The sequence below is a fragment of the Oharaeibacter diazotrophicus genome, assembly GCF_004362745.1.
Classification (GTDB): domain Bacteria; phylum Pseudomonadota; class Alphaproteobacteria; order Rhizobiales; family Pleomorphomonadaceae; genus Oharaeibacter; species Oharaeibacter diazotrophicus.
In genome coordinates this window covers 1,524,566-1,548,404 of the sequence record NZ_SNXY01000006.1, presented here as the reverse complement: position 1 = coordinate 1,548,404, position 23,839 = coordinate 1,524,566, and the positions used below count along the sequence as shown (strand labels likewise).

Annotated in this window: 24 protein-coding genes and 1 tRNA gene; 12 read left to right on the top strand and 13 right to left on the bottom strand. The window is 71.5% G+C overall.

The genetic code is table 11. The features are described from left to right. Positions 1 to 47: 47 nt before the first annotated feature. Positions 48 to 1,475, bottom strand: a complete 1,428-nt coding sequence (locus tag EDD54_RS07310) for a circularly permuted type 2 ATP-grasp protein (RefSeq protein WP_126535318.1) — start codon at positions 1,473 to 1,475, stop codon at positions 48 to 50. A gap of 209 nt (positions 1,476 to 1,684) precedes the next feature. Between EDD54_RS07310 and EDD54_RS07305 the strand changes: the two genes are divergently transcribed. Next, the gene (locus EDD54_RS07305; protein ID WP_126535319.1) at positions 1,685 to 2,803 is read left to right on the top strand and encodes a 50S ribosomal protein L11 methyltransferase; all 1,119 of its coding nucleotides are present in this window, start codon (positions 1,685 to 1,687) and stop codon (positions 2,801 to 2,803) included. Here EDD54_RS07305 and EDD54_RS07300 read toward each other — a convergent pair. The 6 genes from EDD54_RS07300 to map all read right to left on the bottom strand — a co-directional run bounded on the left by EDD54_RS07300 (position 2,793) and on the right by map (position 8,518). Continuing rightward, entirely contained in the window at positions 2,793 to 3,689 is an 897-nt protein-coding gene (locus tag EDD54_RS07300) for a radical SAM/SPASM domain-containing protein (protein ID WP_165644527.1), read from the bottom strand. The two genes, EDD54_RS07305 and EDD54_RS07300, sit on opposite strands and share 11 nt — an antisense overlap. A gap of 77 nt (positions 3,690 to 3,766) precedes the next feature. Further along, a complete protein-coding gene (locus EDD54_RS07295; RefSeq protein ID WP_126535321.1) occupies positions 3,767 to 4,501 on the bottom strand; it encodes a class I SAM-dependent methyltransferase in 735 nt (244 codons plus the stop codon). 196 nt (positions 4,502 to 4,697) lie between these two features. Beyond that, positions 4,698 to 5,615, bottom strand: a complete 918-nt coding sequence (locus EDD54_RS07290; RefSeq protein WP_126535322.1) for a phosphoenolpyruvate carboxykinase (ATP) — start codon at positions 5,613 to 5,615, stop codon at positions 4,698 to 4,700. A gap of 181 nt (positions 5,616 to 5,796) precedes the next feature. Then, positions 5,797 to 6,522, bottom strand: coding sequence for a RadC family protein (radC, locus tag EDD54_RS07285; protein ID WP_126535323.1), 726 nt, complete (start codon positions 6,520 to 6,522; stop codon positions 5,797 to 5,799). A gap of 88 nt (positions 6,523 to 6,610) precedes the next feature. After that, entirely contained in the window at positions 6,611 to 7,033 is a 423-nt protein-coding gene (locus EDD54_RS07280) for a VOC family protein (protein WP_126535324.1), read from the bottom strand. 654 nt (positions 7,034 to 7,687) lie between these two features. After that, the gene (gene map / locus EDD54_RS07275) at positions 7,688 to 8,518 is read right to left on the bottom strand and encodes a type I methionyl aminopeptidase (RefSeq protein WP_126535325.1); all 831 of its coding nucleotides are present in this window, start codon (positions 8,516 to 8,518) and stop codon (positions 7,688 to 7,690) included. 196 nt (positions 8,519 to 8,714) lie between these two features. Between map and EDD54_RS07270 the strand changes: the two genes are divergently transcribed. Further along, positions 8,715 to 9,197, top strand: coding sequence for a hypothetical protein (locus EDD54_RS07270; RefSeq protein WP_126535326.1), 483 nt, complete (start codon positions 8,715 to 8,717; stop codon positions 9,195 to 9,197). 48 nt (positions 9,198 to 9,245) lie between these two features. On the opposite strand, the gene sfsA is transcribed toward EDD54_RS07270, so the two are convergent. After that, positions 9,246 to 9,953 carry a DNA/RNA nuclease SfsA gene (gene sfsA, locus EDD54_RS07265; RefSeq protein ID WP_126535327.1) on the bottom strand — a complete coding sequence of 236 codons (708 nt, stop codon included), beginning with the start codon at positions 9,951 to 9,953 and terminating at the stop codon, positions 9,246 to 9,248. Between the two features lie 145 nt (positions 9,954 to 10,098). On the opposite strand from sfsA, the gene EDD54_RS07260 reads away from it, so the two are divergent. The 5 genes from EDD54_RS07260 to EDD54_RS07240 all read left to right on the top strand — a co-directional run bounded on the left by EDD54_RS07260 (position 10,099) and on the right by EDD54_RS07240 (position 13,049). Continuing rightward, positions 10,099 to 10,896, top strand: a complete 798-nt coding sequence (locus EDD54_RS07260) for a competence/damage-inducible protein A (RefSeq protein WP_126535328.1) — start codon at positions 10,099 to 10,101, stop codon at positions 10,894 to 10,896. Positions 10,897 to 10,952: 56 nt separating this feature from the next. Continuing rightward, positions 10,953 to 11,471 (top strand): xanthine phosphoribosyltransferase, encoded by a 519-nt coding sequence (gene gpt, locus EDD54_RS07255; RefSeq protein WP_126535329.1) that lies wholly within the window; start codon positions 10,953 to 10,955, stop codon positions 11,469 to 11,471. Between the two features lie 423 nt (positions 11,472 to 11,894). Further along, entirely contained in the window at positions 11,895 to 12,290 is a 396-nt protein-coding gene (locus EDD54_RS07250; protein WP_126535330.1) for a septal ring lytic transglycosylase RlpA family protein, read from the top strand. A gap of 117 nt (positions 12,291 to 12,407) precedes the next feature. Then, a tRNA-Leu gene (locus EDD54_RS07245) sits at positions 12,408 to 12,494 on the top strand. Positions 12,495 to 12,698: 204 nt separating this feature from the next. Continuing rightward, positions 12,699 to 13,049 carry a hypothetical protein gene (locus EDD54_RS07240; protein WP_126535331.1) on the top strand — a complete coding sequence of 117 codons (351 nt, stop codon included), beginning with the start codon at positions 12,699 to 12,701 and terminating at the stop codon, positions 13,047 to 13,049. A gap of 82 nt (positions 13,050 to 13,131) precedes the next feature. Here EDD54_RS07240 and EDD54_RS07235 read toward each other — a convergent pair whose 3' ends face one another. Together EDD54_RS07235 and EDD54_RS07230 are read right to left on the bottom strand one after the other, a co-directional pair. Continuing rightward, on the bottom strand, positions 13,132 to 13,977 hold the full coding sequence (locus EDD54_RS07235) for a quinoprotein dehydrogenase-associated SoxYZ-like carrier (protein ID WP_207620446.1): 846 nt from the start codon (positions 13,975 to 13,977) through the stop codon (positions 13,132 to 13,134). A 115-nt stretch (positions 13,978 to 14,092) separates the two neighbouring features. Then, on the bottom strand, positions 14,093 to 14,995 hold the full coding sequence (locus EDD54_RS07230) for a quinoprotein relay system zinc metallohydrolase 2 (RefSeq protein WP_245515662.1): 903 nt from the start codon (positions 14,993 to 14,995) through the stop codon (positions 14,093 to 14,095). A 502-nt stretch (positions 14,996 to 15,497) separates the two neighbouring features. Here EDD54_RS07230 and xoxF5 point away from each other — a divergent pair. From xoxF5 to EDD54_RS07210, 4 genes are all read left to right on the top strand, one after another. After that, positions 15,498 to 17,303 (top strand): lanthanide-dependent methanol dehydrogenase XoxF5, encoded by a 1,806-nt coding sequence (xoxF5, locus tag EDD54_RS07225; RefSeq protein WP_126535333.1) that lies wholly within the window; start codon positions 15,498 to 15,500, stop codon positions 17,301 to 17,303. Positions 17,304 to 17,731: 428 nt separating this feature from the next. Beyond that, positions 17,732 to 18,250 (top strand): c-type cytochrome, methanol metabolism-related, encoded by a 519-nt coding sequence (locus EDD54_RS07220; protein ID WP_126535334.1) that lies wholly within the window; start codon positions 17,732 to 17,734, stop codon positions 18,248 to 18,250. Positions 18,251 to 18,448: 198 nt separating this feature from the next. Beyond that, complete coding sequence (locus EDD54_RS07215) at positions 18,449 to 19,291, top strand: substrate-binding domain-containing protein (RefSeq protein WP_126535335.1); 843 nt, start codon at positions 18,449 to 18,451, stop codon at positions 19,289 to 19,291. Positions 19,292 to 19,411: 120 nt separating this feature from the next. Beyond that, on the top strand, positions 19,412 to 19,990 hold the full coding sequence (locus EDD54_RS07210; RefSeq protein WP_126535336.1) for a rhodanese-like domain-containing protein: 579 nt from the start codon (positions 19,412 to 19,414) through the stop codon (positions 19,988 to 19,990). Positions 19,991 to 20,087: 97 nt separating this feature from the next. Here the strand turns inward: EDD54_RS07210 and EDD54_RS07205 are convergent, their stop codons facing one another. The 3 genes from EDD54_RS07205 to EDD54_RS07195 all read right to left on the bottom strand — a co-directional run bounded on the left by EDD54_RS07205 (position 20,088) and on the right by EDD54_RS07195 (position 22,731). After that, positions 20,088 to 21,017, bottom strand: a complete 930-nt coding sequence (locus EDD54_RS07205; RefSeq protein ID WP_126535337.1) for a threonine/serine dehydratase — start codon at positions 21,015 to 21,017, stop codon at positions 20,088 to 20,090. A gap of 249 nt (positions 21,018 to 21,266) precedes the next feature. Then, on the bottom strand, positions 21,267 to 21,986 hold the full coding sequence (locus tag EDD54_RS07200; RefSeq protein ID WP_126535338.1) for an ABC transporter ATP-binding protein: 720 nt from the start codon (positions 21,984 to 21,986) through the stop codon (positions 21,267 to 21,269). Next, positions 21,970 to 22,731 carry an ABC transporter permease gene (locus EDD54_RS07195; RefSeq protein ID WP_245515661.1) on the bottom strand — a complete coding sequence of 254 codons (762 nt, stop codon included), beginning with the start codon at positions 22,729 to 22,731 and terminating at the stop codon, positions 21,970 to 21,972. Before EDD54_RS07195 ends, EDD54_RS07200 begins: the two co-directional genes overlap by 17 nt. 262 nt (positions 22,732 to 22,993) lie before the next feature. Here EDD54_RS07195 and cysQ point away from each other — a divergent pair, with 262 nt between their 5' ends. Then, entirely contained in the window at positions 22,994 to 23,806 is an 813-nt protein-coding gene (gene cysQ, locus EDD54_RS07190; RefSeq protein WP_126535339.1) for a 3'(2'),5'-bisphosphate nucleotidase CysQ, read from the top strand. Positions 23,807 to 23,839: the final 33 nt, after the last annotated feature.

Sequence of the window (23,839 nt, the reverse complement as noted above, 5' to 3'; positions counted from 1 at the left end):
GGACGGCGCGACGGTCACGGCCCGCCGCGGGCCGGGACGGACGCCGATCATGCCGGGTCCTCGACGATCCAGGTGTCCTTGGTGCCGCCGCCCTGGCTGGAGTTGACCACCAGCGAGCCCTCCTTGAGGGCGACGCGGGTGAGGCCGCCGGGCACGATGCGCACCTTGTCCGAGCCCGACAGCACGAAGGGCCGGAGGTCGACGTGGCGCGGCGCGATGCCCTCGCCGACGAAGGTGGGCGAGGTGGAGAGCGCCAGCGTCGGCTGGGCGATGAAGTTGTCCGGGTCGGCGCGCAGCTTGGCGGCGAAGTCGTCGATCTGCGCGCGCGTCGCCTTCGGGCCGACCAGCATGCCGTAGCCGCCGGAGCCCTGGACCTCCTTGACCACCAGCTCGGGCAGGTGGTCGAGCACGTATTTCAGCGAGTCGGGCTCGCGGCAGCGCCAGGTCGGCACGTTCTTCAGGATCGGCTCCTCGCCGAGGTAGAAGCGCACGATGTCCGGCATGTAGGTGTACATCGCCTTGTCGTCGGCGACGCCGGTGCCGATCGCGTTGGCGAGCGTGACGTTGCCGGCGCGGTAGGCCGAGACGAGGCCGGGCACGCCGAGCGCCGAATCGGGGCGGAACACCAGGGGGTCGAGGAAGTCGTCGTCGATGCGGCGGTAGATGACGTCGACGCGCTTCGGACCCTCGGTCGTGCGCATGTAGACGACCGCGTCCTTGACGAACAGGTCACGGCCCTCGACCAGCTCGATGCCGAGCCGGTCGGCGAGGAAGGAATGCTCGTAGTAGGCCGAGTTGAACGAGCCGGGCGTCAGCAGCGCCACGGTCGGCTCGCCGGGCGCGCTGGCCGGGGCCAGCGAGCGCAGCGTGGCGAGCAGCTCGTCGGGATAGTTCTCGACCGGGTGGATGCGCGCCTCGGCGAACAGGTCCGGGAACAGCCGCATCATGACGTCGCGGTTCTCCAGCATGTAGGAGACGCCGGACGGGGTGCGCGCGTTGTCCTCGAGGACGTAGAAGTCCTTGTCGTCGGTGCGGATGACGTCGATGCCGGCGATCTGGACGTAGATGTCCGACGGCAGCTTGACGCCGATCATCTCGGGCCGGAACGAGGGATTGCGCCAGACGAGGTCCTCGGGGATGACGCCGGCGCGGATGATCTCGCCCTTGCCGTAGACGTCGGCCAGGAAGCGGTTCAGCGCGGTGACCCGCTGGGTCAGGCCCTTGGACAGCGTGCCCCATTCGGTCGAGGTCAGCACGCGCGGCACGATGTCGAACGGGATGATCCGTTCCTCGGCCTCGGCGTCGCCGTAGACGGCGAAGGTGATGCCGACCCGGCGGAACAGGAACTCCGCCTCCTCCTGGCGCCGCTTCAGGTATTCGGGCGCCGTCTGCTCCAACCAACTCTTGATCAGACCATAGGCAGGGCGGCAGAGCGTGCCGTCTCCGTTCATCTCGTCGAAGGCCGCTGGACCCATCACCCCACCTGCGCACCGTTTCTCGTGACCAATTAAGCGGCAAATGACAAGGGAGGGCAAGGGTAGGGATTGGGCATGGCGAGGGCTGAAGTGATGAGTTTTTGGGCGCTCTCCGCCGTTGGACGGCTCCCGCCCCGTGGCTCCGCCGTTTACGGCCGGTTCCCCCGGCGTGTATCACTCGCGCGGGCGACACGATCGGGGGCGGTGGCATGGAGCGGGACGACAAGGGCAAGGCGTGGTGGCGGACGGCGCTGACGGCGATGGCGGGCGCGGCCGGCGACGACGCGGCCGCGCTGGCGCGCATCGCCGTGACGGCGGCCGACAAGGACCTCGATGATCTCGCCGTGACGCTCGCCGACCGGGCTGCCGCACTCGCGCCCGACGACGCCATGGTCCGCGCCGACCGCCGAAAGGCGCTGTCGTCGCTGGTGCCGCGCTGGCATTTCCTCATCGTCCGCGACGCCGCGCGCAACGCCGCCTATCGCGCTGCGCTCGAGCGGGCGATCCGCCCGGGCGACCGCGTGCTCGACATCGGCGCCGGTACGGGCCTCCTCGGCATGATGGCGGCGCGCGCCGGCGCCGGCGCGGTGACGAGCTGCGAGATGAACGCGCCGATCGCCGCGGCCGCGACCCGAATCGTGGCCGCCAACGGCCTCGCGGACCGGGTCCGGATCGTGGCCAAGCACTCCGCTGCGCTCGATCTCGAGGCCGACCTCGGCGGGCGGGTCGACGTTGTCGTGTCGGAAATCTTGGCGAACGACCTGCTCGGCGAGTACGCGCTCGCGGTGATGGCCGACGTGGTACCGCGGCTGCTCGCCCCCGGCGGCCGGGTGATCCCGGAGACCGGCGCGATCGTCGTCGCACCGGCGTGGTGGGACGGGCTCGAGAAGCGCAGCGTCGGCGTCGTCGACGGCTTCGATCTCTCCGCCTTCGACGAACTCGACCGCCATCCGCGCCAGCTCGACGTCGGCGACGCCGGCCTCGCGCTCGCCGGCCGAGCGAGCGACCTGTTCGCCTTCGACTTCGCCGGCGGCCGGTCCGAGCGGCGGGGCCGGACGACGGCACGGCTCCTGGTCGAGGGCGGCCGGGCCAACGGCGTGGCGCAGTGGATCCGGATCGGGCTCGACGCCGAGACGGTCTACGAGAGCCGGCCCGCGCCGGGCGCGTTCTCATGCTGGGCCTGCCTGTTCCACCCGCTCGACGAACCGGCGGAGCCCGGCGACACGGTCGTCGTCGACGCCTCCCACGACGGCGTCCGGCTCCGGATCGTCGCGACGGTCGAACGGGCCGGGGCGGCGGGCGGTGCCGCGACCGAGGTCACGCCCTGAGCTGATCGCAGTTGCGGCAGAGCGGGTTGTCGACGGTGCCGGAGGCGAATTCGGCGCGCAGGCGCCGCATCGGCTCGCCGTTCCAGATCTCCGCCAGGGTCTGGTTCGCGACGTCGCCGAGCACGAGGCGCTCGTCGTAGTCGTAGCAGCAGGGGAGCACCCGGCCGTTCCACGCGATCGCCAGGGATTGCCACGGGAAGCCGCAGGTGACCGGCCCCTCGGCGCGACCGCGCGGGCCGTCGGCGAGCAGGTTGACGTCGGGCGCGTTGCCGTCCCAGGTCACGAAGGGCTTCACCTGGAACCGGTCGATGGCCTCGACGTCCTCCCAGAGGCCGCGGGCCTTGGCGATGCTGTCGCGGTTGCGGGCGAAGTCGATCATGGAGAAGTGGATCCGCGTCGCCGGGCTCAGTTGCTTCTTGAGGTCGAGGAACTCCAGGAAGCGGCGGCGCGACGGTTCGAAGGCGTTCGGCACGCCGCGGATCTGCTCGAAACTGGCGTCGTCGTGGCCGTCGAGCGAGACGTAGAGCAGCGCCGGCCGGGCCGCCAGCAGGCGCCGCGCGATCTCCGGCTTCAAGAGGAGCGGGTTGATCGAGAGCTTCGCGGGCACACCGGCGTCGCTCGCGTAGGCCATCAGCCGGTCGAACTCGGGATGGACGAGGCTCTCGCCGAAGCCGTGCAGCCAGACGCCGTCGCGGCGGGCCGCCTGCGGGTTCACGGCGAGAAAGTCGTCGATCACCTTGCGGAACAGCGCGAAGGACATCACCCCCTCCGGCCGCGTCATGTTGTGCGTGCGCGCGCACATGATGCAGCGGAACGGGCAGCGGTTGGTGAGCTCGACGTTGAAGATGGCCGGCGGCGTCCCGACGATCTCGCTGCGCATCGACATGTGTTCCTCTGGCATGCCGGATCGATGGCGACGTTCCGGCCGTGGCGCCCCGTCGAGGCCGGGCCGCGGGCAGGGGGCTATCGCCACGGAACCGTCGCGACGGCGAGAAGGTTCTGCGACAGGATGCACTCGAGGCTGCCGGTCTCGGCGGCGTGGAGCAGGCGGATCGGCGCCGAGCCGATCTCCCACAGCACGGCGCGCAGCGCGCTGACGACGCCGTGCGGCACCGGGCGGTCCTCGAAGCAGCGGACTTCGCCGAAGCCGCAGGCGCCGAGCAACTGGCGGATCGAGATCGACGTGAAGGCGCCCTCGTGGGTGAGGTCGGAGAAGCGCACCTTGGCCCCGAACAGCCCGCCGGCGTTCGGCACGTGCAGGATGATCCGCCCGCCGGGTCGGAGCACGCGGAAGATGCCGTCGCAGACGTCGAACAGCTCCTGCCGCTCCAGGTGCTCGAGCACGTCCATGACGAAGCAGACGTCGACGCTCCCCGCCGACGTCGCGGTCAGCGTCGCGCCGATGTCGCCGAGCACGACCTCGTCGAGGCCGTTGGCGTGGGCGAGCGCGACCATTTCCGCCGAGCCATCGACGCCGGCAAGGTCGCGGTAGCCGCGCCGCTTCAGCCAGTACAGCATGCCGCCGGCGCCGCAGCCGAGATCGAGGATCCGGATGGCGCGATCGGCCGGAACGTGGCGGGCGATCACGCGCTCGAGGTAGGGCCGGGTCGCGCCGTAGCCCGCACCGGCGTCGCCGCCGCCCTGGCCGGTCGAGACGTAGGCCCGGTAGAGCCGGGTCTTCCAGTCGGTGGTGGCCATGCTTCCCCGCTCGTGCCGCGTTGCCGTCTCGTAACAGGCGGGCGCGGCGACCGGCAAGCCGCGGCGGATCGTACCCGTCTCGCAAAGTCCCGACTCGTCGGGACTTTGCGAGGTTTCGGCCTTTCGGCCGGCGCCCGGTCGGGCGCTTCTCGCCCGCGAGGCTCCGACCACGGGTCGGATCCTTGCAAGCTCGGCATCAGCCGTGGAGCTCGTCGACGGGGTCGGCGCGATGGCGGGCGATCAGCGCCAGCGTGTCGTCGATCCGCGCGAGGTCCCACGGCCGCAGGAGACGGAAGACCGGAACGCCGGTGGCGACGGCGAGCGCGGCCGCGGCGAGGGCGCGCTGGCGCCCGGACGCGACGGCGAGGCGCGGCCGGTAGGCGTGGCGGCGCACCGCCTCGACGGCGGGAACGCCGCGCAGGCGCCGGATCGAAGGGCCGGCCCCGGGCTCGGCGCGGCCGAGCAGGTAGAGCGCGGCGAGCGGCGGCGGTGCCGCGGGCGGGGCGTCGCGGTCGGCGAGGAAGGCGAGCTTGTGGTGACCGGCCATCACCGGGGCCAGCGCCGTGCGGTCGACGCCGAGAGCGGCGACCGCGTCGGGCAGCAGTTTCAGCCGGCGCACTGTGTCGAGCACCAGGGGCGGCCCGTCGGGCGGGATCTGCAGCGGCAGGGTGTCGTCGGAGAGGATCGTGTGCCCGCGCTCGCCGAGGTGGGCGATCAGCGTCGACTTGCCGTGGCCGGAATCGGCGGCGAAGGCGGCCACGCCGCCCGGGCCGTCGACCGCGCCGGCGTGGAGTTGGAACACGCCGCGCTGGACGGCGAGCGCCGCGAAGGCCGAGCCGAGCAGGAACAGGCGGACGCCCGCCATGTCCGGCTCGGGCGGCACCTCGACGACGACGTGACGGCCGTCGCGGACGCGGTAGCGCGCGACTTGGGTGGCGAAGGCGAAATCGTCGGGTCCGGACCAGACCGGGCGCATCTCGGCCGCCGTCGGCGCCGTCGGCACGGTGCGCAGCACGACCTCGACGTCCGGGATCGCTCCGGCGGGCGCCGGCGCAAGTTCCGGCAGCGGAAGTCCGCTGCGGATCGTGCAGTCGGCCCAACGATGCAGTCCCATCCGTCCCGGCACTCCGCTCCCGTGTCGTCCCCGTCGGCCGGTGCGCTCCCGATTCGGAAGGCCGCGGCCCGGCGGCCGGCGCGACCATAGCGGGCGGCGGCCGGGCCGGCCACGCCCGGCGCCGGGGCGGGGCGATCCGGCCGTGGAGAACCCGTGGCGTTCGCGTCGTCCGCGGCCGGCGTCACATCAGGCGCAGGCCCTTGAGGCTGGCGTGGCCGTCGCGGCCGATGATGACGTGGTCGTGCACGACGATGCCGAGCGGGGCGGCGGCGTCGACGATCTGCTTGGTCATCTGGACGTCGGCGCGCGAGGGCGTCGGGTCGCCGGAGGGGTGGTTGTGGACGAGGATGATCGCGGTGGCGGCGAGCTCGAGGGCGCGCTTGACCACCTCGCGCGGGTAGACCGGGGTGTGGTCGACGGTGCCGGTCTGTTGCACCTCGTCGGCGATGACGGCGTTCTTCTTGTCGAGGAACAGGATGCGGAACTGCTCGGTCTCCTCGAAGGCCATGGCGGCGCGGCAGTAGTCGAGCACCGCCGACCAGGACGACAGTACCGGCCGCTTCATCACCGAGCCGCGGGCGAGGCGCTGGCCGGCGGCCTGGACGATCCTGAGGTCGAGGATGGTGGCCTCGCCGACGCCCTCGACGGCGCGCAGCCGCGCCTCGGAGGCGCCGAGCACCTCGGCGAAGGAGCCGAAGCGGGCGATCAGCGCCTTGGCGATCGGCTTGACGTCCTGGCGCGGGATCGAGCGGAACAGCACGAGTTCCAGCAGTTCGTAGTCGGGCAGGGCGTCGGCGCCGGCCTCGCGGAAGCGGGCGCGCAGCCGGTCGCGGTGGCCGTGGTAGTGCGGCACGCCCGCCTTGGCTTCCTCGAGCCCGTCGCCGCTACCGCCGCCGTTTCCAGCCATGACCCCGCGCCCCGTGCGTGCGGATGAGAGCGCGAGCTTAGCAGAGGTCGCGGGGGTGGCCGCAAGCGGCGAGCCGACGGCCGCGCCGTCAGCCGTTCGGCCACAGGCCGGGGGTGCAGAACTCGACGGCGTGGCCGTCGGGATCGCGGACGTAGAGGCTGCGGCCACCGCGCGGCCACGACACCTCGCCGGCGAGCGACAGGCCGAGGGCGGCGAAATGGGCCTTCCAGGGCTCGTAGTCGGCGTCGTCGATCGCGAAGGCCATATGGAGGCGCCCGGCGCCCTCGTGGCCGGGGATGACGCCGTCGCCCTCGGGCAGGTCCTCGGAGGTTGCGCCCGCCTGGAACAGCAGCAGCACCCCGCGCGCGCCGGCGTCCATGGCGACGAGCCGGGGCGTCGTCAGCATGGCCGAGAGGCCGATCACGTCGGCGTAGAAGCGGTGGGAGCGGCCGAGGTCGGCGCAGTAGAGCGCGGTCTCGAGGATGCCGCGGGTCTTCGGGGCGGTGGACATGGCGGGGCTCTGGTGGGGGAAGTGGGGACGGGGCCGTCTTCGGCGGAGATGGAAGCTGCACCGTCGCGGGTCGAGGATCTACCCTCCCCCTCGTGGGGAGGGTAGCCGTCGCACGCATGACCCTCCCCTTGCGGGAGGGTCGGCCCGCAGGGCCGGGGAGGGTTCGTGTCCACGGGCACGACGGACAGGCCCCGCGTCGCGGCGGTGGACGCGTACCCCACCCCGCCGGCCTCCGGCCGTCGACCCTCCCCACGAGGGGGAGGGTAGGAGGTGGCACCGTCGCGGCAACTCGTTTGACCCTCCCCTTGCGGGAGGGTCGGCCCGCCGGGCCGGGGAGGGTTCGTGTCCGCGGGCTCGACGGACAGGCCCCGCGTCGCGGCGGTGGACGCGTACCCCACCCCGCCGGCCTCCGGCCGTCGACCCTCACCACGAGGGGGAGGGTGGGAGGTGGCACCGTCGCGGCAACTCGTTTGACCCTCCCCTTGCGGGAGGGTCGGCCCGCAGGGCCGGGGAGGGTTCTTGTCCGCGGGCTCGACGGACAGGCCCCGCGTCGCGGCGGTGGACGCGTACCCCACCCCGCCGGCCTCCGGCCGTCGACCCTCCCCACGAGGGGGAGGGTAGTAGCTGGCGCCGGCGCGGGCCCTTCCGCCCCTCTCAGCGCTCGATCACCGGCGGCTTGTCGAGGCCGGCGGGGGAGAGGGTGAAGATGTCGGCGCCGGTTTCGGTGACGCCGACGGCGTGCTCGAACTGGGCGGAGAGCGAGCGGTCGCGGGTGACGGCGGTCCAGCCGTCCGAGAGCACCTTCACGTGCGGGCGGCCGAGGTTCACCATCGGCTCGATGGTGAAGATCATGCCCGGCTTCAGGACGACGCCCTCGCCGCGGCGGCCGTAGTGCAGGATGTTGGGGGCGTCGTGGAACAGCCGGCCGACGCCGTGGCCGCAGAAGTCGCGCACCACCGAGCAGCGTTCGGCCTCGACGTAGCGCTGGATCGCCTCGCCGATGTCGCCGGTGGTGGCGCCGGGGCGGACGGCGGCGATGCCGCGCAGGAGCGATTCGTAGGTGACGTCGATCAGCCGCGCCGCGGCGCGCTTGATCTCGCCGACGCCGTACATGCGCGAGGAATCGCCGTGCCAGCCGTCGAGGATGAAGGTGACGTCGACGTTGACGATGTCGCCCTCGCGCAGCGGCTTGTCGTCGGGAATGCCGTGGCAGACGACGTGGTTGATCGAGGTGCAGACCGACTTGGTGTAGCCGCGGTAGAACAGCGTCGCCGGCAGGGCGCCGTTGTCGAGGCCGAAGCGGTGGACGAAGTCGTCGATCGCCTGCGTGGTCACGCCCGGCTTCACCACGTCGACCAGGGCGTCGAGGCAGCGCGCGGTGAGCTGGCAGGCCCGGCGCATGCCCTCGAAGTCGTCGGCGGTGTAGAGGCGGATGTCGCCGGTGTTGCGCAGCGGCGCAACCGCCGCGTCCACGTAGGTCACCATGGGTCCCGTCACGTCGCGTAGAGGTCCGGGCCGCCGGCGTGGCGACACGGGATCGCCGGTTCGGCCGGCCCCGGACCCCATATAGCGGTTCTCCGCGCCGGTTTCACCCCGCGATCGCCGCGACCTGTCACCCCGGGAACGGCGCGGGCCGCCCGTCCGTGCCATGATGGGATCGTCGAAACCGGAGGTGCCGTCCATGTCCGCCCGCTCCCTCGCGACCGCCGTCGCCCTTCTCGCCACGCTCGCCGCCGGTGCGACACCCGCCACAGCCGGCGTCTCCGACCCCGGCGACGCCCTGCTCGGCGCCGCGGGCGTGGTGCAGAAGACGCTCACGCGCGGCTGCGTCTTCTCCGGCCTCGGACTGCCGGCGCCCTGTCCGATCGTGCTGCCGGCGCCGCCCGCCGGCAAGGTGTTGCAGGTGCTGAGCCTCGCCTGCGAGGCGGTCCTGCCCACCACCGTCAAGTCGGTCGACGTCGTCCTCGCCGCGCCGAACCAGCCGACGCTCTTCGTGACGGTGCAGCGGATCGCCGATCTCGGCGGGAAGGCGCGCTATCGCACTTTCGACACGCCGACGCTGTTCGTCGCGGCCGGCAATCCGACGGTGTCGCTGGCGGTGCCGGTCGTCGGCGCCGCCGGCAGCTTCACCTGCGGCTTCGTCGGCCGGACCTTCGCGCCCTGACCTCCCGGCGCGGACGGACCTTCGCAGCGGGCCGCGGAGAGCGGCCGGTCAGGCGATCTCGATCGGGATCGCCCGGTCGACCGCGATCTCGTCGGGGCCGATCCGGCAGGCGAGGGCGATCGCCTCGACGCCGCGGTCCCGCGCGCGCCGGAAGGCGGCGGCATAGGCCGGGTCGACGTCGCCGGCGAGGGTGAAGACCGCGCAGTCGGTGCGCTGGACCAGATAGACCATGACGGCGCGCGCGCCGGCCTCGACCATGTCGCCGAGTTCGTCGAGGTGCCTGGCGCCGCGGGTGGTCACGCTGTCGGGGAACTCGGCCCGGCCGGCCGTCCGCATCAGGTGGACGTTCTTGACCTCGACGTAGGCCGGCGGCCGGGCGGGATCCTCGAGCAGAATGTCGACCCGGCTGGCGCGGCCGTATTTCACCTCGCGCCGCAGCCCGGCGTAGCCCGCCAGCTCGGGCACGGCGCCGGCGAGGATCGCCTCGGCGACGAGGCCGTTCGGGTGGGCGGTGTTGATGCCGACGAGGCCGCCGTCGGCTTCGACGATCTCCCAGGACCACTTCAGCTTCCGCTTCGGGTCGTCCGAGAGCGACAGCCAGACGCGCGCGCCCGGCGCGGCGAGGCCGAGCATCGCGCCGGGGTTGGCGCAGTGCGCCGTCACCTCCTCGCCGGTGGCGTCGAGCACGACGTCGGCGAGGAAGCGCTTGTAGCGCCGGACGAGGCGGGCGGTGTGCAGCGGGGCGGGAAACTTCATCGGCGGAACGGCGTCCTCGGCGGGGGCCGCGACGCTAACGCCGGCGTCCCGCGGTGGGAAGGCCCGGGGGGGCACGTCCGCACGGGGTGGTCCGGCGGCGGCGGCGGGCGTATGGGTGGAGCGAGCGCGCGATCCGAGGAGACGCATGGTGACGGACGAGACCAAGGCCCCGCAGCCGACCGCGGGCATCGTGGTGATCGGCGACGAGATCCTGTCGGGCCGCACCCGCGACACCAACTCCGGCGTGATCGCCGCCTTCCTCACCGAGAGCGGCATCGACCTGCGCGAAGTGCGGGTGGTGCCGGACGACCAGCCGGCGATCGTCGAGGCGATCGACGCGCTGCGCCGGCGCTACACCTACGTGCTGACCACCGGCGGCATCGGCCCGACCCACGACGACATCACCGCCGACGCGGTCGGCGCCGCCTTCGGCCGCAAGGTGATCCACGATCCGCGCGCGGTCGAGATCCTGCGCGCCCACTACGTCACGCCCGAGGCGCTGACCGAGGCGCGACTCCGGATGGCCCGGATGCCCGAGGGCGCCGAACTGATCGACAACCCGCTCTCGAAGGCGCCGGGCTTCCAGGTCGAGAACGTGTTCGTGATGGCCGGCGTGCCGAAGATCATGGAGGTGATGCTGCTCGACGTCGCCAAACGCCTCGTCGGCGGCGTGCCGGTGCGCTCGGAGACGATCGACTGCCCGTTCGGCGAGGGCACGATCGGCACCGCGCTCGCGGCGGTCGCCGCCGCCCACCCGGCGACCACGATCGGCAGCTACCCCGCCTTCGACGGCCGCGGCTTCTCGACCAAGCTGGTGGTGCGCTCGCGCGACGCCGCCGCGCTCGCCGCGGCGGCCGACGCGGTGCGCGCCATGCTGGCCACGATCGCGGCCGAGCGTGGAGAAGCCGCGCCGGCGGCGGCCCGGCCCGCGCAAGCCTATTGAATTCCGCCGCGGACGGCGCTTTCTCGCGGGCATCGACGCTTTTCACCGGAGCCGCCATGACCCCCGACGCCGAACCGCTGCACTCCAAGGCCTTCCCGGTCTCCTGGGACCAGTTCCACCGCGACGCCCGCGCGCTCGCCTGGCGCCTGTCCGGCCAGGGCGAGTGGCACGCGATCGTCTGCATCACCCGCGGCGGGCTGGTGCCGGCGGCGATCGTGGCGCGCGAGCTCGGCATCCGCGTGATCGAGACCGTGGGCGTGGCGAGCTACCACGAATACAAGGACCAGGGGCAGCTCGAGGTGGTCAAGCCGGTCAACGGCGCGCTGATCGACATGGACGGCGGCCAGGGCGCCGGCATCCTGATCATCGACGACCTCGTCGACACCGGCGCCACCGCCCGCGTCGTCCGCGACATGCTGCCGAAGGCGCATTTCGCCACCGTCTACGCCAAGCCCAAGGGCCGGCCGCTGGTCGACACCTTCGTCACCGAGGTCAGCCAGGACACCTGGATCTACTTCCCCTGGGACATGGGCTTCGCCTTCCAGCCGCCGATCAACAAGCGCTCCGAGGGCTGATCCCGCGCCGCTCCCCGGGGCCGTTCGACGGCCCCGGGGCGACCCGCGGACGGCGTCCGGCGCCGATGGCGGGAATCGGGCGAGGGCGCCCGACGCTGCCTCATTTCCAGGCGGTCGCGGCTTTTCCACAGCTTCGGACCGGCAATCGGAAGTAGAATCGTCACGCTACAATCCCGCTTGCGGCGAAGTACGACTATACCCGTAGGCGCCTCGAATCCTTCACGAAAATTTGCCGTTCACATCCCTGTGCAGCCCTTGACACTTCCCGATGGCCTGGAATTTCGGCGGACCGTCGCCCGAATCTCGCCATTTTCGACACCGCCTCTTCCTTCTCGTCGCAAACGTCCCGATCAAGAGGACCGACATTCCCTGGAGACGAGATCCGCGCCGCCAACGCGGAACAGGACAGAAGGTCGATTGCCAATGGCATCTGTGTTCGGCGCGTTTCGCGCCCTTGCGGTGGCCCTCCCGGTCGCCGCGACCCTCGCCGCCTGCGCGTCCGCGAACGCCCAGTGCGGCCGGGCCTCCTGGTATGCCAGCCACAACCGCACCGCCAGCGGCGAGCGCATGAACCCGGCGGCGCTGGTCGCCGCCCACCGCTCCCTTCCGTTCGGTACGATGGTCAAGGTCGAGAATCTCGGCAACGGCCGTGCCGTGGTGGTCCGCATCAACGACCGCGGCCCGTTCGTGCACGGGCGTGTCATCGACGTCTCGCGCGGGGCGGCCCAGCAGCTCGGCTTCGTCGGCGCCGGTGTCGCCCGGGTGCGGCTGTCGGTGGTGAAGGGCGAGTCGGAGGCCCTGGTCGGCTCCTGCCGCTGATCCAGACGCCGGACCGTCCCGGGCGACCGGGACGGTCCGGACGGCCGGTCGCCCCCATGCGGGGTCATGGTTTTCCCTTGACCCCCTCCGGGCGGGGCCGGTATCGGTTCGGTCGACGCGGACGTGGCGGAACCGGTAGACGCACGAGACTTAAAATCTTGCGCCCGTAAGGGCTTAGGGGTTCGATCCCCCTCGTCCGCACCACGCCTTTCCACCGATCGGCGCCGCCGACTGCGGCAGGGCGCCGCGGGCTACTCAACAAATCGGCCGCTCCGCTAAACATGTCTCCGACCTTCGGAGGAGCCGCCGGCCGGGGCGATCGGACGCAGCCCCGTGGGCGGGACTTCAAAGCGACCGGCGGCGGTGCCATGTTGGCACCGAGGAAAAATCGTCCGGAGGAGAAACCCGATGCGGATGCCCGCGCTGATCGCCGTCGCCCTGGTCGCGGGCGCGCCCGTCGTCGCCACGGCCGCGCCCGTGGTGCTCAACGACTTCCCGACCGAGGCGCGCGCCGACTACGTGCTCGGCTGCATGACCGCCAACGGCCAGACGCCCGACACGCTCCGGCGCTGCTCCTGCTCGATCGACGTGATCGCCACGATCATCCCCTTCGACCGCTACGAGGAGGCCTCGACCTTCCTGTCGATGGGGCAGGTCACCGGCGAGAGCGGCGCGATGTTCCGCGGCGCCGCCGAATCCAAGGCCGCGATCGGCGACCTCCGCCGCGCCCAGGCCGAGGCGGAGATGCGCTGCTTCTGAAGATCCCGCCGCCGAAACGCGAAGGGCCGGGCGATCAGCCCGGCCCTTGCCGTTTCATCGACCGTTCCGGCCCCCGTGACTGTCAGCTGCCGCCGGCCGCGATCGGGAACGAGCCGGAGAAGGTCCGCCCGTCGGTGTCGGTGGCGACGACGGCGATCGGGTCGGCGCCGTCCGGACGCCAGGAGAAGCGGATGTTCGGGTCCTCCGACAGCGAGATGCCGCCGGAGACCTTGAGCAGGCTGCGGGTGCCCTGACGGACCTCGAGGTCGGTGACGAACCAGGCCGGGATGTAGTTGCGGGTGACCTGATCCATCTGCAGGCCGGAATACTGCGGGTGACGCAGCATGACCTGGAGTTCGCGCGGCGCGCTCGACGCCGCGGCGTCGCCGAACTGCTTCAGCTTCATCTTGCCGATGTTCTGCAGCGCCTCCGCCGGATCCTTGCCGGCCGGGGCGGAGCAGCCGCCCGAGGCCTTCACGAAGCGCTCGGTGACGTAGAGCGTGCCGTCGCTCGCCTCGGCGACCGCGTGCACGTTGGTGTAGGAGTTGACCCGCACGCGGGTCTCGATCCGGCCGACGCCGGCGGTCTCGCCGATCTCGAAGGTGGCGGCCACCGGCGAGGGATTGTTGTCGATCACCAGCGTGACCTTGCGGATACTGCGGGCGTCGCCGGCGGGCAGGCCGAAGGCCAGCGTCATCGGCACCACCGCCGCGTCCTCGGCGCGGTAGGGCGCGTCGAGCGTCAGCACGCCGGCGCCGTCCTTCATCGGCCGGTCGTCGAAGACGTCGGTGACGAGCCCGGCCCAGACCTCGTCGGCGGGGGCGGTCGTCGGCTGCACCACCGACTGCGCCCCGGCGACGCCCGCCGACAGCGCGATGCCGACCAGCGCGGCCGCGACGGCGGACGTGATCTGCGAGATGTCGAACATTCCTCCCTCTCTCCTCTTCTTCCCGCCTCTCCGGGCCTTCCTCGATGAGTACATTCTAACACACTGGAGCGGGCACCACGGGGCGCTCACCGGGTCGTGATCGCGGGACCGATCGTCACTCCCATTCGAGCTCGGCGAAGGCCGCGGTGGCGTTGCGGGCGTTGAAGTCGTCGAACAGCTCCCACTTGCCGGCCTCCGAACGCCCGATGGTTCCGACGGCCGCCGACAGCGGCGTGCCGGCGGCGATCGCGGCGCGGACGTCGGCGGCGAGAACCTCGAAGTAGTGTCGTTCCGGCTCGATCGCCGCCGGCCAGGGCGAAGGCACCGGCCCGTGGCCGGGCACGACGCGCAGCGCCGGCACCGCCGCGAGGCGGTCGAGCGTCCGCAGCCAGCCCACGAGGCTGCCGTCGAGCGAGGGCGTGTGGCCGAGGAAGACGAGATCGCCGGAGAACAGCGTGCGGGTGGCGCGGTCGTAGACGGTGAGGTCGTTGTCGGTGTGGCTCACCGGCCAGGCGACGAGGTCGAGCACGCGGCCGCCGAGGTCGATGGTGCGGGTGTCGGCGACCTCCACCGTGGCGGGGACGCGGACGACGCCTTCGAGCAGGGCCTCGCCCATCACGGCCCGGTTGGCGGCGAGATAATGGTCGAACCGGGCCTCCAGCGCGACGTTCAGGTGGGCGTGCGCGACGACCGCGGCATCCTGTCCGCCGAATGCTGCGGTGCCGAAGACATGGTCGGGATGCATGTGCGTCAAGACGACCCACTTCACCGGCAGATCGGTACGCAGGCGGATCGCCTCCAGGAGCCGGCGGCCCTCCTCGACGCTGCCGCCAGTATCGATCACGGCAACGGCGTCGTGTCCGATCACGAAGCCGATGTTGGCGATCCCGCCGCGGTTCGCCGCGTTCATCTCGGCATGGACGCCCTGGAAGGCGAACACCCCGTCGGCGACCTCGACGACTGGCAGCGGCTCGGCCGTTGCTCGCCCGATCGCCCCAGTAATGGCGAGGAGGAGCACGATAAACGTTAGGAAGGACTGCCGAGCGGCCGGTTTACACTTCGTTACGAACTGATATTGCACTGCACAATTCGTCGGACGGGAAAAATCGGCAGGCACTCTTACCCAATCGGCCCCGTCTATGACGGCTCTGTCGCTCAATCGAATTAAGCGTCTGAAAACGCTTCCGATAACGGTTCCACGACGAGTGGGTTGCGACAGGTGTCCGGGAGGTTTGGTCAGCATGGCTTACTCAATCGCGGAAGGTCAAGCCAAAGTATCCAACTTGCGGGCTCCGGCAAAGCTGATTAGAGTTCGGGGAGTCGCCGAACGACATGGCGGGGGCGTTTGAGGGAGCGCCGTCGACACTCGAAGGCCGCGGGTCGGGTTGAGGGACCAGGACCCCGGGCGTGACACACGGTCGGAGACGAACCCGTCGGAATCCGGGATGCCGAGACGCGGAGGGCGTGTCGCGGTGGCTCGCCCGGCGGGACTCGAGAGGTGTGGTCTAGGGAGAACACGAATGAAGAAAACGCTTGCGATGGCCGGCATGACGGCCGTCATGGCGCTCTGCGCCGGTGCCGCTTCGGCCAACGAGGAACTCGCGGGCCTGATGAAGGACCCGAAGAACTGGGTGGCCCAGGCCGGCGACTTCGCCAACACCCGCTACTCCGAGCTCAGCCAGATCACCAAGGACAACGTCAAGGACCTCAAGGTCGCCTGGACGTTCTCGACCGGCGTGCTGCGCGGTCACGAGGGTGGTCCGCTGGTGCTCGGCGACGTGATGTACGTCCACACGCCGTTCCCGAACATCGTCTACGCTCTGGACCTGAACGACAACGGCTCGATCATCTGGAAGTACGAGCCGAAGCAGGACCCGAACGTCATCCCCGTGATGTGCTGCGACACCGTCAACCGCGGCGTGGCCTACGGCGACGGCAAGATCATCCTGCACCAGGCCGACACCACCGTCGTGGCGCTCGACGCCAAGACCGGCGCGGTCGTCTGGTCGGTCAAGAACGGCGACCCGTCGATCGGCGAGACCGGCACCTCGGCCCCGCACGTCTTCGGTGACAAGGTCATCATCGGCATCTCGGGCGGCGAGTTCGGCGTCCGCGGTTCGGTGACCGCCTACAACCTCAAGGACGGCTCGCGCGCCTGGCGCGGTTACTCCATGGGTCCCGACGCCGACACCCTGATGGACGGCGAGAAGACCATGTCGCTCGGCAAGCCGGTCGGCAAGGACTCGGGCACCGCCACCTGGGAAGGTGAGCAGTGGAAGATCGGCGGCGGCACCACCTGGGGCTGGTACTCCTACGATCCCGAGCTGAACCTCGTCTACTACGGCTCGGGCAACCCCTCGACCTGGAACCCGTCGCAGCGTCCGGGCGACAACAAGTGGTCGATGACCATCTGGGCCCGTGACCTGAACACGGGCATGGCCAAGTGGGTCTACCAGATGACCCCGCACGACGAGTGGGACTTCGACGGCATCAACGAGATGATCCTCACGGATCAGGATGTCGACGGCAAGCCGCGCAAGCTGCTCAGCCACTTCGACCGCAACGGCTTCGCCTACACGCTCGACCGCGAGTCCGGCGAACTGCTCGTCGCCCAGAAGTACGACCCGGCCGTGAACTGGTCGACCGGCGTCGACATGGACAAGAACTCGCCGACCTACGGCCGCCCGGCCGTCGTGGCGCAGTACTCCACGCACCAGAACGGTGAAGACGTGAACACGACGGGCGTCTGCCCGGCGGCGCTCGGCACCAAGGACCAGCAGCCCGCGGCCTACTCGCCGAAGACCAAGCTGTTCTACGTGCCGACCAACCACGTCTGCATGGACTACGAGCCGTTCCGCGTGTCCTACACCGCGGGCCAGCCCTACGTCGGTGCGACCCTGTCGATGTACCCGGCCCCGAACAGCCACGGCGGCATGGGCAACTTCATCGCCTGGGACGGCGTGACCGGCAAGATCGTGTGGTCGGTCCCCGAGCAGTTCTCGGTGTGGTCGGGCGCTCTCGCCACCGCCGGTGACGTGGTGTTCTACGGCACCCTCGAGGGCTACCTGAAGGCGGTCGATCCGTCCGACGGCAAGGAACTCTACAAGTTCAAGACCCCGTCGGGCATCATCGGCAACGTCACCACCTACGAGCACGCCGGCAAGCAGTACATCGCCATCCTCTCGGGTGTCGGTGGCTGGGCGGGCATCGGCCTCGCGGCCGGTCTGACCGACCCGAACGCCGGTCTCGGCGCGGTGGGTGGCTACGCCGCCCTGTCGAAGTACACCGCCCTCGGCGGCCAGCTGACCGTGTTCTCGCTGCCCTGATAGGCTCGAGGCCCGAATGACCGGTGGCCCGGATCACCCGACGGTGACCCGGGCCACTGGCTTGATGGGCGGCCGCGACCCGCGCGCGCCGAGCGCGGGTTCCGGGCGTTCATCGCCGCCGACGCCATCGTGACCAACCGTCGCACCGCCGGCTTTTGCCCTGTACGCGACCTTTGGGCGGATGGACGGCAGGAAGAAATGCCCGACATAGTATTCCGACGTACCCTCGTGCCGGGGACGTAGTTCCCGACCTGCGAGGGAAGGTCGGCGTCGTCGGACGGAGAGGCGCCGGGCGCGTTTCTCGGGAGGATTCGGGGGAGGAGGGTGCCGTCAGGGTCGTTGGAACAGATCCGCGGTCGCCGACAACACGGAGGCGCGCCTTCTGGGGGAGGGCGCGAACGCTCATCCACTGAGGACTGGAGAGTTTGATGGTTCTGAGATTCTCGATGTTCGCCGCGGCCGTGCTGATCGCCGGTTCGGCCTATGCCGCCGACAGCAAGGCCGTGTCCGAGGAGGACGGCAAGTACCTGGATGCGGACGGCAACCCGACCTACAACATCCAGGCCGACGGCACGGTCGACTGGTACACCTACTCCGGCTTCCGGATGTACCATGCCGAGTGCCACGTCTGCCACGGCCCGGACGCGATGGGCTCGACCTACGCGCCGGCGCTGAAGGACTCGCTGAAGCAGAAGAACATCGACTACTACAAGTTCCAGGAGATCGTCTCCTCGGGCCAGCAGAACACCGCGGTCCAGGGCGGCAGCGCCTCGGTGATGCCGGCGTTCGGCACGAACCTCAACGTCATGTGCTTCATCGACGACCTCTACGTCTACCTGCGCGCGCGCTCCGACGACGCCATCGGCCGCGGCCGCCCGGCGAAGAAGGAAACCAAGCCGGACGCGGCCCGCAAGTACCAGGACGAGTGCCTCGGCCCGCCGAAGTGACGACGCGATCGGCCGGCGAGGCGGTTTGAGAGGGACGAGCCGCCCCGGCCGGCAGGTCGGGGCGGCTCTTGCCGTTTCGAGGGAGCGGCAGGGCGGAGCGGAGACGACGGGCGATTGCCGCGACGGGGCGCGGGCGAGCGACCAGGACCAACGACAGGCGCGGGCGCCGGTACGGACGACCCGTCGCGGGAGGAGCGAATGACGAAACGGAAGGCAGCGGCGGTTCTCGTCGCGGCGATCGCGGCGGCCACCTCGTTCGGCACGGCGCGGGCACAGGACGGCAACTTCAGCGAGGCGGTCGAACTGATCGATCCGCACAACCTGCGCGTCTGCGCCGACCCGGCCAGCATGCCGTTCTCCAACGACAAGAGCCAGGGCTTCGAGAACAGGATCGCGGAGTTCCTGTCGACCAAGGTCGGCAAGCCGTTGACCTACACTTGGTACCCGATGGCGACGGGCTTCGTGCGCAAGACGCTCGGCGAGAAGCGCTGCGACGTCATCATCGGCTACGCCCAGGGCGACGAGCTGGTGCAGAACACCAACGCCTACTACCGCACCAGCTACGTGCTGGTGACCAAGCCCGGCTCCAAGGCCGACGGCGTCGACACCCTGGAGGACCCACGGCTGAAGGGTCTGCGGATCGGCCTCGTCGCGGGCACTCCCCCGGGCGACAACATCGCGATCAACGGCCTGATGGGCCGGGTGAAGCCCTATCCGCTGATGGTGGACACCCGCTACACCCACGTGCCCGAGATGATGGTCAAGGATCTCGTCGACGGCGTCACCGACGTCGCGATCTTCTGGGGTCCGATCGGCGGCTACTACGCCAAGCAGAACGGCCTCACCGCCGTGCCGCTGGTCAAGGAGACCCGCGGGCCGCGCCTGACCTATCGCATCACCATGGGCGTCAGGGCCTCGGACCAGAACTGGAAGCGTCAGCTCAACACGCTGATCCGCGAGAACCAGAAGGAGATCAACGCGATCCTGCTCGAGTTCGGCGTGCCGCTGCTCGACGAGAAGGACCGGCCGATCACGCAGTGACGACGGCCCGTCGCGGTACGGTCCTGCGGGCCGCGACGGGATCGCGGCCGCTCGTCCGGCGCCGAACCGGCGCGACGGCACGGCGGCGGAGTCCGGCGGAGCCGGGTGGGGAGGTCGTGGATGCGTCGGTGGTGTTCTGGTGCCGTGGCGGCCTTGATCGCCGCGGCGGTCGTGACGGCGGGCGCGGACGGGGTCCGCGCCGCGGCGGACGTGCCGCAACCGGACGGTTTCCGTGCCGAACCCTACCGGGCGCCGGTGCCGGACGGGCTCGACGGTGCCCGCGTGCTCGACACCCCGGCGGTCGCGGCGCTGTGGAAGGCCGGCGGGGCGGTGTTCGTCGACGTGCTGCCGAAGCCGCCGCGGCCGAAGCTGCCGCCGGGCACGGTGTTCCGGCTCCCGCCGCGCGAGGACATCCCGGGCAGCGTCTGGCTGCCGGACGTCGGCTATGCCGAACTCTCCGCCGACATGGCGCGCTATTTCACCGACAACCTCGCCGCGGCGACGAAGGGCGACCACGCCCGGACGCTGGTGTTCTACTGCCTCGCCGACTGCTGGATGAGTTGGAACGCCGCCAAGCGCGCCCTTTCGCTTGGCTACACCGACGTGGTCTGGTACCCCGAGGGGACAGACGGTTGGGGCTTCGAGGGCCTGCCGGTGGAGGCCCGCGAACCAGTGCCGCGGCCGGGCCTCGACGAATGAGGATGTCCCGTCGGCGTCGCCGCCCGAACGGACGCGGCGGTGTTACGGCCGCGCGGCCGGGACTCGGCCCGCCTGCCGGCGGTTTATCGGTGTCACGTCAACCCGCGACGGTCGCCGGGTCGGTGTTGCCGCCGCAGACGAGCACCCCGACGCGCTCGTCCGCGGCCGGCACGTAGGCGCCTTCCACGAGCGCGGCGAGGGCGGTGGCGCCGCCGGGTTCGGCGACGATGCGCAGGTCGCGCCAGAGCCGGCGCCGGGCCTCCAGGATCGCCTCGTCGGAGACGGTGACCGCGGCGGCCACGTGGCGGGCGGCGATCGCGTAGACGCGGGCGCCGACGTTGCGGGCGCCGAGGCTGTCGGCGGCGACACCGGCGACCGGCACGTCGACCGGCCCGCCCGCCTCGAGCGCGGCCTGCAGCGCGCGGCTGTCGCGCGGCTCGACGGCGACGACGCGGACCGATCCGGCAGAGAAGGCGGCGATCCCGGCGATCAGTCCGCCGCCGCCGACCGCGACCAGCAACGTGTCGAGATCCGGCGCCTGCTCCAGCCATTCCAGTGCGACCGTGCCCTGGCCGGCGATGGTCTCGTCGGCGTCGAAGGCGTGGACGCCGATCGCGCCGGTGGCGGCCCGGTGGGCCTCGCAGCGGGCGAGGGCGTCGTCGTAGCGTGCGCCCTCGACGACGAGCTCGGCGCCGTGGGCGCGGATCGCCGCGATCTTGGCCGGGCTCGAGATCTCCGGCACGAAGATCGTCGCGGGGTAGCCGAGCCGGGCGGCGGCATAGGCGACCGCGGCGCCGTGGTTGCCGCCGGACGCCGCGGCGACGCCGGCGGCGGGCACGTCGCGCGTCAGCAGGTTGTTGAAGGCCCCGCGCGGCTTGAACGAGCCGGTGTGCTGGAACAGCTCGAGCTTCAGCGTCAGATCGAACGGCAGGCCGAAGGCGCCTTCGCCGGGCCGGATCACCGGCGTGCGGCGGATCCAGGGGCGGATGCGCTCGGCGGCGGCGCGGATGTCGTCGGGCGTGACCATGGCGGCCTCGGGTTCGGGAAAGGGCGAGTTGGGTAGCAGGGCTGCACGGGCGAGGGCAAGGCTCGGCGGAGGCGTCGCCGCGATCGGCCGGAGGCGCGCCCGCGGGCGCCGGACGAGGGGGATGCGCAGGGCTTTCCGATCCGAGCCCGATCATGGCCGACCGGCGTCGGCGGTTCCCCCTCATCCGCCGCTGACGCGGCCCCTTCTCCCGCGAAGGGAGAAGGGGTGCGGCAAACGCCGCCCACCCCTTCAGGCGACGAGGCCGGGGTGGGCGCGGACGAGGTCGGTGCGGCGGGCTTCGACCCAGGCTTCGTCGCGCTCGGCGTGCGGGGTTTCGAGCGGGATCTCGGCGACGACGTGCGAGGGGCGCGGGGCGAGCAGGACGATGCGCTCGGCGAGCTGGAGCGCCTCGCGGACGTTGTGGGTCACCATCAGCGTGGTCGGCCGGTAGCGGGCCCAGGCGGCGAGCACGAGTTGGCGCAGGCGCCCCGCGGTGGTCTCGTCGAGCGAGGTGAAGGGCTCGTCGAGCAGCAGCACGTCGGGCCGGATCGCCAGGGCGCGGGCGAGGGCGACGCGGCGGGCGAGGCCGAGGGACAGCTCGGTCGGGTAGCGCCGGGCCATCTCGTCGAGGCCGAGTTCGGCGAACAGCGGACCCGGGTCGAAGCCGCGGGGATCGTCGAGCACGAGGCGGACGTTCTCCTCGACCGTGCGCCAGGGCAACAGGCGCGGCTCCTGGAACACGAAGCCGATCCGCGCGCCCGGCGCCAGCACGACGCGGCCCTCGTAGTCGTGGTCGAGGCCGGCGAGGATCCTGAGGCTGGTGGTCTTGCCGCAGCCGGACGGGCCGATCAGCGCGGTGAAGCCGCCGGCGGGAACGGCGATGTCGAGGCCGCGCACGGCCTCCACGGTGCCGCCCTCGGCGCCGCGGTAGACCTTGCGGGCGACGTGGATCTCAAGCGGTGCGGACACGCCAGCGGTTCGCCCGTGTTTCGAGGGGTTGCAGGACGGCGAGTTCGATGGCCAGCATCACGACGACGAAGCTCAGCGCGTAGGCGAGGATCGAGGCGACGTCGAACAGCTGGAAATAGATGTTGAGCTGGAAGCCGACGCCGTTGGACCGGCCGAGCAGCTCGACCACCAGCACGATCTTCCAGACCAGCGACAGGCCCGAGCGCGCCGCCGCGGCTAGATAGGGCTGGAGCTGCGGCAGCACGATCTCGGTCAGGCGCTTGCGCGCCGACAGGCGGAAGGCGGCGGCCATCTGGTCGAGGTCGGGGTCGAGGGCGCGGGCGCCCTCGCGGACGGTGACGATGACGTTCGGCAGCTTGTTGAGCGCCACGGCGCCGATCGCCGCCGCCTCGGTGAGGCCGAACCAGACGTAGGCGAGGATGATGACGACGAGGGCCGGCAGGTTCAGGAGCACCACCAGCCAGACGTCGAGCGCGCGGTCGACGACCCGGTTGCGGCCCATGGCGAGGCCGATCGCCGAGCCGAGCGCCATGGCGACGGTGAAGGCGGCCACGACCCGGGTCAGCGTGCAGTAGAGGTGCCAGGGCAGTTCGCCCGAACGGATCTCGGCGACGAGGATGGCCGCGACCTCCCACGGCGGCGGCAGCACGCGCCGCTCGGCGAACAGCGAGACGACCGACCACAGGGCGATCAGCGCGGCGACGGAGGCGGCGGTGGTGGCGATCGAGGCGCGGGACCGGCTCACGCGGGGCCTCCGGCCGCGGCGCGGGCGCGCCGGGATCGTCGGTCGGTCGCCTGCCGGGGCATGTCCATCCTCCAGGACCGTTCGCGGCCGGTTCGCTCCGCTCCCCCGCGGCGCCGGCCTTCGCCGGCAATGTGGAGACCCGGCCGCGGCCGGTCAATCGCGGCGGCGCGCGGATGGCCGGAATGTCGCAGGGGCGCGCTTGACCTTTGCGGCCGGAGCGTGCTTTGAGGCCGGACGGCTTCCAAGAAGAGGGCTCCCGCGCATGACTTCCGCCGCTCCGTCGTCCCTGCTCGCTGCCCTCCTCGACACCGCGCTCGCGGCCGGCCGCGAGATCCTCGACGTCTACGCCGCGCCGATCGCGGTCACGACCAAGGCGGACGCCTCGCCGGTGACGGAGGCCGACGAGCGCGCGGAGGCGGTGATCCTCGCCCGGCTCGCCGAGATCGCGCCGGACGTGCCGGTGGTGGCCGAGGAGTCGGTGGCGGCCGGCAAGGTGCCGGCGACCGCGGACCGCTTCTTCCTGGTCGACCCGCTCGACGGCACCAAGGAGTTCATCTCGCGCAACGGCGAGTTCACGGTGAACATCGCGCTGGTCGAGAACGGCGTGCCGGTCGCCGGCGTCGTCTACGCTCCCGCGCTCGGCCGGATGTTCGCGGGCGAGGGCGCGTCGGCGTGGTCGGCGGACGTCGCCGAAGGCGCCTGCGGCGCCCTGAAGCCGATGGCGGTGCGTCGCGCCCCCGCCGGCGGCCTCACCGTGGTCGGCAGCCGCTCGCACGGCTCGCCGGAGACCGACGCCTTCGTCGGTCGCTACGAGGTGGCGGAGTACCGCTCGGCCGGCTCGTCGCTGAAGTTCTGCCTCGTCGCCTGCGGCGAGGCCGACCTCTACCCGCGCTTCGGCCGCACCATGGAATGGGACACCGCCGCCGGCGACGCCGTGCTGCGCGCGGCAGGCGGCCGGGTCGTCAACCCGGACGGCACGCCCTTCCTCTACGGCAAGCGCGACCAGGGCCACGACGTCGACTTCGCCAACGGCTTCTTCGTCGCCGCCTCGGCGGACGTGGCCGTCGCCGGCTGATCGCAGCCGGGCGCCGACGGCCCCGTCGGCGTT